We start from the raw sequence: 9,144 nt of genomic DNA, 5'->3' as shown, positions 1-9,144 counted from the left end.
CGCAGGTCCGTGGCTGCGGACCCTTGGAATCAACCGTCTAGTCCAGCAATCGGGCGCAGCGGATCAGGCCCAGGTGGGAGTAGGCCTGCGGGTGGTTGCCCAGAGATCGTTCGGCGACCGGGTCGTACTCCTCGGACAGCAGTCCGGTCGGCCCGGCCAGCCGGACGAAGCTCTCGAACAGCTCCTGCGCGTCGGCACGGCGGCCGACGCGCAGATAGGCCTCGATCAGCCAGGCCGTGCACAGGTGGAACCCGCCCTCGTCACCCGGCAGGCCGTCGTCGCGCAGGTAGCGGTAGACGGTCGGGCCGCTGCGCAGGGTCTCCTCGACCGCGACGACCGTGGCGTGAAAGCGCGGGTCGGCCGGGTCGAGGAGGCCCGAGAGGCCCACGTGCAGCGAGGCGGCGTCGAGGTCGGTGCCGTCGTAGGCCGTGGTGAAGGCGCCGACGTCCGGGTTCCAGCCGCGGTCCAGCACCTCGGCGGCGATCACCGCGCGCAGCTCCGGCCAGGCCGGATCCAGCGAGCGGCCGAACCGGGACGCCAAACCGATCGCGCGGTCCAGGGTCTGCCAGCACATCACGCGCGAGTACACGCGGTGGCGCGGCACGTGGCGTTCCTCCCAGATGCCGTGGTCCGGCTCGTGCCAGCGACGCGACACGGCAGACACCATCGAGACGACGATGTCCCAGGAACGATCGGACAGGAAACCCTGGGCCAGCGCCAGGTCGTGCACGAGGTCCGCGATCGGGCCGAACACGTCCAGCTGCACCTGCGAGTCTGCGAGGTTGCCGACGCGGACCGGTCCGGAACCCGCATAGCCCGGCAGGCTGTCGATCACCTGCTCCGGCCCGAGCGCGGTGCCGCGGACGGTGTAGAGCGGACTCAGCACTTCCGGACCGGGAACGGAGTCGAGCACGCCGCAGAACCAGTCCACGAAAGCGGTTGCCTCGGCGAAGGACCCGAGTGACACCAGCGCTTGCACGGTCAAGGCCGCATCGCGCAGCCAGCAGTAGCGGTAGTCCCAGTTGCGCACCCCGCCGATCTGCTCGGGCAGCGACGTCGTGGCGGCCGCGAGCACCGCGCCGGTGTCGCGATGACACAAAGCCCGCAACGTAAGTGCGGACCGGAGCACCAAGTCCGGGCAGACGGACGGAAGTCGCAACGACGCTGACCAATCGGGCCAATCCGAGTCCACTTCGGACGGTGAACCCAGGTCCAGCTCCAGCACGAGAGGAGGGATGATCACCGCGGTCGCAACCCCGTCGCCGATCTCCCAGTCCACCCCTGGCGACCGCAGGAAGATCGACGTGCCGGCCACCCGCAGCCCGTCACCGACCCGCTCCAGCACCACCGGAACACGGCCGAAATCGGGGCGTGGCGCGAACTCCACGGCCGCGGGGACCCGGCCTTCGACCGTCCGCACCAGTCCGGCGGCCAAATGGTCGGTCACCTGCAAGCCCGTCCAGCGGGTCTGCACGGTCATCGTGCCCGGTGCATACCGTTGGCCCAACGGAAGCTGGTCCTTCTGGGGCCGCACCGAGAAATGCCCGGAACCGCCGAGCAGCGCGGCGAACAACGCCGGCGAGTCCGGCGAGGGGTGGCACAGCCACGTCACGTCCGCGTCGGGCGTGACCAGGGCGAGGGCACGGCGGTCGGAGAGCAGGCTGTGCCGCTCGATGGGCACCGCCACGCGCACCGGCGTCAGGAAGTCCGTCACGGCAGGCAACGTAAGTACGCGCCAGGGCCATCGGACCTGTGTTGGTCAAGACTTAGGCCCGCCCTAAACCTCTTTTATTACATCAGGTTCGGATGCGTGGATTGTTCGTGTTGAGTCATCTCGATAGGGTCCGCGTATCAGTGGTGTGCATGACGTAAGGCGGCATTCTTTGATCGGGCAGCGTGGGCGACCGCCGTCGGACGCCGACCTGATAGATGCCGTGCGCGACGGCAAGGTCGAGGCCTACGGCAAGCTCTACGAACGCCACGTGCGGGCCGCCACCATCCTCGCGATGCAGCTGTCGTCGTCGACGTCGGACGCGGACGACCTGGTGTCGGACGCGTTCGCCAAGGTGCTCGCCGCCCTGCGCACCGGTGGTGGTCCCGGTGCGGCGTTCCGGCCGTACCTGCTGACGGCGGTACGGCATTCGGCCTATGACCGGACCCGCAAGGAGAAACGGCTCGAGCTCGCCGGCAACGTCGAGGAAGTCCCCGGCGCGACACGGGTGACGAGCGTGCCGTTCCGCGACAAGGCCGTGGAGGACCTGGACCAGGCGCTGGCCGCGTCTGCGTTCGCCTCACTGCCCGAACGCTGGCAGACGGTCCTGTGGCACACCGCGATCGAGGGCCAGTCGCCCGGCGAGATCGCGCCGCTGCTGGGACTCACCGCGAACGGCGTCTCCGCGATGGCGTTCCGTGCGCGCGAAGGGTTGCGCAAGGCGTTCCTGCAGGCGCACGTCGCCCAGGAGCCGGCCGAACGCTGCCGCGCGACCGTGACGAAGCTCGGCGCCTGGACGCGGGGCGGACTCAAGGGACGCGAGGCCGTCCAGCTCGACGCGCACATGGACGACTGCGCCGAATGCCGCAAGCTCGCCAGCGAACTGTCCGACGTGAACGGTGCGCTGCGCGGTCTCGTCGCGCCCATCGTGCTCGGCACAGGCACCGCCGGGTACCTCGCCGCCGCGGCGACCAAGGGCGCGGCGATCTCCCTCAGCGCTTCGTCGTGGATCGGGGTGGCCGCGTCGGCCGCCGCGGTCGTGGTCGTCGCGGGCTCCGGTGTCATCACCTCGGAGAACAACGGGTCCGCTCCCCCCGGCGCCGCCCCGGTGATCACGACGATCACCACGAGCGGGCAGGCACCGGTCGGGTCGTCCGGCTCCACGCCGACGTCCGGTGTCGCGCCCTCGGGAACCTCCGGTGCCGGCACGCCCACCACCGAACAGCGCGGGACCAACGGGTCCGCCGCGCCCACGACGACGGTTCCTGGTCCGGCCGCAGCACCGAAGCTGTCCGGGAGCGCGCCGAACAACATCGCGATGACCACCAACGGCCCGCCCGACGAGATGACCATCGGCATCACCAACACCGGCACCGCGCCGACCGAGGTGCCAACGTTGACGTTGAACCTGCCGGACAAGGTCAAGACGGTCGGGCCGGGCAAGGTGCCTGAGGGGTCGGTCGGCTGCCCGGCGGGCAAGGGCACCGTGACGTGCACCGGCGGCCAGACGCTGGCGCCAGGTCAGACGATCACGTTCAAGGCACGTCTGCAGGCCGGTCCGAAGGCGGGCGACGGGACGATCACCGGGACTGCCGGATCCGTGCAGGTGACGATCAACATCACCATCTCCTAGTGGCGTGGCCCAGAACGTGGGCCGGGTAATTCACGCTCAGCAGGGCGCCTCGCGGCACGATGCACCCGTCTGACCGCGAATTCGCCTGGCAACGTTCTGGGCCACGCCACTAGCCGACCGTCGCATGTGGACGACGGTGTTCGTCCAGGACTGGATCAGCCGATCACCGGGTGAGTTGCTCCACGCCGGGCAGCGCGTTCGGCCGGTTGGACGCACCATGAGCGGATGGAGGAGCTCACCGCGGCTCTCGCCGAGCTGGAAGCACCGTTCCGCACGCTCGTCGACGACTCCGAGTGGGCGCACGCGAGCGTGGAAGGCCTCGTGCTCGACGCCGGCACGTGGTGGTTCGCCGACGCCGGCACCCGCCTGGCGCCGCAGGTCGCGTTCAGCGTGGCCTTCACCGAGGCCGGGCGGCTGCAGGGCGCGGTGTACGTGGAGGGCTACATCTGGGCGGACGACCAGCCCGTCGCCGCGGCGTGGTGCGGCCTTGGAGATCGCGTCGTCTACGGGCCGCGGGCGGAGGCGTACCTGGGAGTGCCGCTGTCGCCGCACTTCTGCCGCCGGGTCCAGCAGCGCAACGGCACCGCGGCGGTGCTGATGAGCAAGCACCCCAAGCTGTTGCCGCTGCTGCGGGACGGCCTGCCGCGCGGTGCGCTGCTGCCCGGCGGCAGGCCCGGCCCGCGGTCAGTCGGTGCCTAGCGCGGCGAACCTCTCGGCCGCTTCCCGCTCGTGCCGGGCGGCTTCGGCCGGATCCGCGACCGCTTTCGCGAGGTTCTTGTGCGCGTTGGCGGCCTCGCGCCGGTCGTCGATCCGTTCGGCCAGCTCCAACGCCTCGCGCAACGGGGTCAGCGCTTCCGCGGGACGTCCGGCGGCGGTCAGCACCTCGCCCAAGTAGTTGAGCACCACCGTCTCCGTCGTGACGTCGCCGATCGCACGCACGGCGGTCAGGGCCGAGTTCAACGCGTCGAGCGCCTCGTCGTGCCTGCCCATGGCGTGCAGGATCATGCCGAGCGCGCTCTGCGTGTCGGCCTCGTCGCGACGGCTGCCCATCTCGCGCATGAGTTCGAGCGCCCCGTGGCACGCCTCCAGCGCCTCGTCGTAGCGGCCGAGCGCGCGGTAGATGTTGCTGACGTTGCTCATCGCCTGCGACTCCAGGTGCCGGTCGCCCAGCTCCCGCGCGACCGTGATCGCCTGTTCCAGCAGGTCAGCGGCCTCGGCGTGACGTTCGAGCGTCCGGTAGACCAGCGACAGGTTGTTCAGCGTGCCCGCGACGCCCTGCAGGTCGCCCTGCTCGCGGAGCATCTCGATCGCGCGCTCGTTGTAGAAGATCGCGTCCTGGTAGCGCGCGGTCTGCCAGAAGACCATCGCGTAGTTCTTGGTCGTGATCGCGGTCGCGAACGGGTCGTCCTTCGCGGCTTCCAGCGCCAGCTCGTTGATCGTCGCCCAGTCACGCGTGTGGCCACGCACCATGCAGAAGAACGTCAACGCGCGCGCAAGCTGCCACGTGTGTGTACGCCAGTCGCCGTCGAGCGAGAGCGCGACGGCGGCCACGAGCGTCTGCCGTTCGGTCTCCAGCCACTCCACCGCGTGGTCGTAGTCGCGCAGCACGAGCCGCGACTCCGGCCGGTAGGTGATGTCGACCTCGTACTTGCGGGCCGCGGGCGACATCAGCCGGGTCGCCTGGTTCGCGGTGTCGAGGAAGTGGTCGAGCAGCCGGGTCAGCGGTTCCCGCGAGCTGTCCACTTTGGACTGCGCGTACTGCCGCAACAGGTCGTGCATCCGGTACCGGCCGAGCGTGGTGGCTTCGAGCAGGTGGACGTCGACGAGGTCCTCGAGCATGCCGTCGCACTCGAGCAGGTCGAGCTCGCCGAGTGCCGCGGCCTGGTGGACGTCGAAGTCCGTGCCGTGGTGCAGGCCCAGCAGTGCGAACAGCCGCTGATGGCTTTCCGGCAGCTGGCCGAACGACAACGCGAAGACGGTCGCGATCTCTGGGTCCAGTTCGGATAATCGTCCCTCGCGCAGCCGCATCGCGAGGTGGGCGGTGGTCCAGGTGGGCCGTGATCGCAACCGGCCGGCCGCGAGTCGCACGGCCAGCGGCAGCCGGCCGCACAGTTCGACGACCTCGAGGGCCGCCTCGTCCGTGCCGCGTTCGTCGCCGACGATCGTGGCGAACAGTTGCAGGGCTTCGTTCTCGGACAGCACGTCCAGCGTGAGCGTCGAGGTGCCTTCCAGCTCGACTAGCCGCGCACGTGACGTGACCAGCACCAACGACCCCGGCATGCCCGGTAGCAGCGGCCGCACCTGATCCGCGCTCGCCGCGTTGTCGAGCACGACGAGGAGCTTTCTCCTGGACAGCTCCAGGCGCCACAACGCGGCCCGCTCGTCGAGGCCGACCGGGATCTCTTCCAGGCCGAGCGCGCGCAACAGCACATCGAGCGCGTCCGTCGGCTCCACGGGCTGGCGCCCCGCGGTGTGCGCGTGCAGGTCGATGAACAGCTGACCGTCCGGATACTCCAGCCGGTGCGCCAGGTGGATGGCGAGCGTCGTCTTGCCCACGCCCGGCATGCCGTCGATCGCGGAGATCACCACGGCCGACCGCCCGGTGACGGCCCTGGTGAGCCGTTCCATCTCGGCGGCTCGCCCGGTGAAGTCCGCGACGTCGCGCGGCAGGGTGTTCAGCGCGGGCCTGGGCTCGTCGCCCCGCAGTAGTCTTGCGTGCAGTTCGCGCAGGTCGGAGCCCGGATCCGTGCCCAGCTCGTCGGCCAGCAGCACCCTCAGGTCCTCGAACGTCTGCAGCGCCTCGGCCGGACGGCCCGCGCGTTGGAGAGCGTGCATGAGCTGCAGCCACAGCTGCTCTCTCAACGGGAACTGCTTGGTCAGCCTCCGCAGCTCCCCGATCAGCCGCTCGCCCTGACCCAGCTCGATCGCGAGCCGCGCGTGCTGCTCGGCGACCGTCAGCCTGCGCTCCTGCAGCAACGTCAGCTCAGCGACCAGCCGCGCCCCGACCGTGAGGCCGTCCAGCGCCGGGCCTCGCCACAACGCGAGCGCTTGCTCGTAGTGTTCTACGGCTTCGCGGTGATCCCCTTGCCGCAACGCCTCGTCGCCCTTCGAGCACAACTGCCCGAAGACGTGGACGTCGACCTCGTCTGCGGGCACCACGAGCCGATACCCGCCCGGCACGGTGACCAGGTCGTCGAGCACCAGCTTGCGCAACGCCGCCACGTAGGTGCGGATGTTCGATTCCGGTGCGGCAGGTGGAGATTCCCACACCGCTTCACTCAAGTGTTCAAAGCTGACAGTCTCGTTGACGTGCAGGGCCAACGCCGCGAGCAGCGCCCGTTGCCGGGGCCCGCCCAGCCGCAGTTCGACGCCCCCACGCCAGATCTGCAGTGGCCCAAGAAGCCGATACCGCACTGACCCTCCTCGAGGGGCATGGTGCCAGAACTCGCGTGGGCTGTGCGGAATTTGTGCGCACGATCTTGGAAACTTGGGGCTCGCCGCTGAGAGGGAGACCCGGGATGCACCCGAGATCATGGCTGGGCCAAGCCGCCTGAGCTGACCGACGTGACCGGCACTTCGACGGCCGCCCGCAGCGTTCGGGCGTGCGTGCCGACGACGTGCCGGAACTCCCCCGGCCGACGCTTCTGCTCACCCTCGCGGCACCCGAGCACGCGGACGACGAAGAGGTCTGGATCACCCAGCACTTCGACACCGGCGAGCCGATCACCGTGACCAAACTGCCCGTTCTCTAAGATGAGCGCATGACCGAGACGGCGAAACGACGTCCCGGACCCCGGATCGAAGAAGTCGCGAGGGTCGCCGGGGTCTCGAAGTCGACCGTCTCGCGCGTGATCAACGACGAGCAGTACGTCAGCGCGAAGGCCCGCGAGGCCGTCCACGCCGCCATCGCCGAACTGGGCTACGCGCCGAACCAGGCCGCGCGCGCCCTGGCCGGCAACCGGGCCAACGCCATCGCGCTGGTCGTCTCCGAGCCGTCCGGACGAGTGCTGTCCGACCCGTTCTTCGCGGGCGTGCTGCGGGGCGTCCACGCCGAGCTCACCGGGCGCCACGTGCAGTTGTTGCTGATGATGAGCCAGCCGTCCGACACCAGTGACCTGGTCGCGTACCTGAGCAGCGGCCACGTCGACGGCGCGTTGCTGGTGAGCCTGCACGGCGAAGACCCGCTGGTGCCGATGCTGGCCGAGATCGGCCTTCCGGTGGTGTCCGGCGGACGGCCGCTCGGCACGACCACCGTGCCGTTCGTCGACTCGGACAACTTCACCGGCGGGCTCGAAGCCGCGCGGCACCTCCTCTCGCTGGGCCGCAAGAAGTTCGGCACCGTCGCCGGGCCGAAGGACATGGCCGTCGGCGCCGACCGGCTGAGCGGGTTCAGGCGCGGCCTGAGCGAAGCCAAGATGACGGGCACGGTCGTCCACGCCGACTTCACGCCCGAGAGCGGCGCCCAGGCGATGGAACAGTTGCTGCGCAAGGCTCCCGACCTTGACGCGGTGTTCGTCGCGGCGGACATCATGGCGCTGGGCGCGTTGCAGGTACTGCACGCGCACGGCAAGCGCATCCCGGACGACGTCGCGGTGATCGGGTTCGACGACTCGGTGTTCGCGTCGACCGCGAGCCCGCCGCTCACCACCATCCGGCAGGACGTCGAGGAGCTCGGCCGCACCATGACGTGGCGGCTGCTGGCCGAGCTCAACGGTGAGGACGGGCTGCCCCCGTCACTCCTGCTGCCGACGACCTTGATCAAGCGAGTCAGCGCGTAACAAACTGGGAGCGTTCCCAGAAATCTGGCCCGCAACCCATTGACACCCTCATGTCCTGCGGTTAACACTCCCTGAAACTTCTGGGAGCGCTCCCAGAATCTGACCGCCGAGACCAAGGGAGTTCTCCCGTGCGCCACCGCAGTTGGGTCAGCGTGCTTCTCCTGTTAGCCGCCACCACCTCCGCCTGTTCGTCGTCGTCGGGCGGAACCACTCAGGACGGCAAGACCGAGCTGACCATCGCGACGTTCAACGAGTTCGGGTACGAGGACCTGCTCCCGGAGTACGAGGCAGCGCACCCGGACGTCAAGATCACGCAGCGCAAGACCGGCACCGCCGATCCGCACCACAAGAACCTGTTCACCAAGCTCGGGGCGGGATCGGGCCTGGCCGACATCGAGGCCATCGAAGAGGGCTACCTCGCCCAGGTGATGTCCAAGGCCGGCCAGTTCAACGACCTCAAGGAGATCGGTCCTCAGATCGAGGAGGGCCGCTGGCTGAAGTGGAAGTACGACGCCGTCGTCAAGGACGGCAAGCTCATCGGTTACGGCACCGACATCGGCCCGATGGCGATGTGCTACCGCAAGGACCTGTTCGACGCCGCCGGTCTGCCGTCGGACGCGGAGTCCGTGAAGGCCATGTTCGCCACCTGGGACACCTACTTCGCCGCGGGTGACAAGTTCATGACGAAGGCCAACGGCGCCGCGTGGTTCGACAGCGCCGCGCAGGTCTTCAACGCCATGCACAACCAGCACGAGCTCGGTTACTTCGACAAGCAGGACAAGCTCGTCATCGACACCAACCCGGCGGTCAAGGCGGACTGGGCCGCGGTCACCGGCGCTGTCGCGAAGGGACAGTCGGCGAAGCTGCCCGCGTGGAGCAAGGAGTGGGAGGCCGGCGTCAAGGCCGGAGCGTTCGCCACGAAGACCTGCCCGTCGTGGATGCTCGGTGGCATCGAGAAGCTGGGCGGCCCCGAGATCAAGGGCAAGTGGGCCGTGACCGAGGCGTTCCCCGGCGGCGGCGGC

At 69.4% G+C, this 9,144-nt stretch carries 6 protein-coding genes and 1 pseudogene; 5 read left to right on the top strand and 2 right to left on the bottom strand.

Translation table 11 applies throughout. From position 1 onward, the window contains the following. Positions 1-37 precede the first annotated feature (37 nt). Positions 38-1,684, bottom strand: a pseudogene (locus UK23_RS46790) (glycoside hydrolase family 15 protein); the annotation flags it as partial. A gap of 250 nt (positions 1,685-1,934) precedes the next feature. Between UK23_RS46790 and UK23_RS46785 the strand changes: the two are divergent. Continuing rightward, entirely contained in the window at positions 1,935-3,344 is a 1,410-nt protein-coding gene (locus UK23_RS46785) for a sigma-70 family RNA polymerase sigma factor (RefSeq protein WP_052685667.1), read from the top strand. 225 nt (positions 3,345-3,569) lie between these two features. After that, the gene (locus UK23_RS46780) at positions 3,570-4,043 is read left to right on the top strand and encodes a hypothetical protein (RefSeq protein WP_045318328.1); all 474 of its coding nucleotides are present in this window, start codon (positions 3,570-3,572) and stop codon (positions 4,041-4,043) included. Here the strand turns inward: UK23_RS46780 and UK23_RS46775 are convergent. Further along, positions 4,029-6,758 carry an AfsR/SARP family transcriptional regulator gene (locus UK23_RS46775; protein ID WP_045318327.1) on the bottom strand — a complete coding sequence of 910 codons (2,730 nt, stop codon included), beginning with the start codon at positions 6,756-6,758 and terminating at the stop codon, positions 4,029-4,031. The genes UK23_RS46780 and UK23_RS46775 overlap by 15 nt on opposite strands. Before the next feature lie 188 nt (positions 6,759-6,946). Here UK23_RS46775 and UK23_RS52405 point away from each other — a divergent pair, with 188 nt between their 5' ends. From UK23_RS52405 to UK23_RS46765, 3 genes are all read left to right on the top strand, one after another. Beyond that, positions 6,947-7,096: a hypothetical protein gene (locus tag UK23_RS52405; protein WP_156213897.1), complete on the top strand. Its 150-nt coding sequence runs from the start codon at positions 6,947-6,949 to the stop codon at positions 7,094-7,096. 9 nt (positions 7,097-7,105) lie between these two features. Beyond that, entirely contained in the window at positions 7,106-8,122 is a 1,017-nt protein-coding gene (locus UK23_RS46770) for a LacI family DNA-binding transcriptional regulator (RefSeq protein WP_045318326.1), read from the top strand. Between the two features lie 128 nt (positions 8,123-8,250). Beyond that, positions 8,251-9,144: ABC transporter substrate-binding protein (locus UK23_RS46765; RefSeq protein WP_045318325.1), on the top strand; the 894-nt coding region annotated here is incomplete at its 3' end.

Origin of the sequence: Lentzea aerocolonigenes (genome assembly GCF_000955955.1) — a bacterium.
Classification (GTDB): Bacteria; Actinomycetota; Actinomycetes; order Mycobacteriales; family Pseudonocardiaceae; genus Lentzea; species Lentzea aerocolonigenes_A.
Note: the sequence above shows the minus strand (reverse complement) of the source record. Positions and strands in the feature narration are given on the sequence as shown.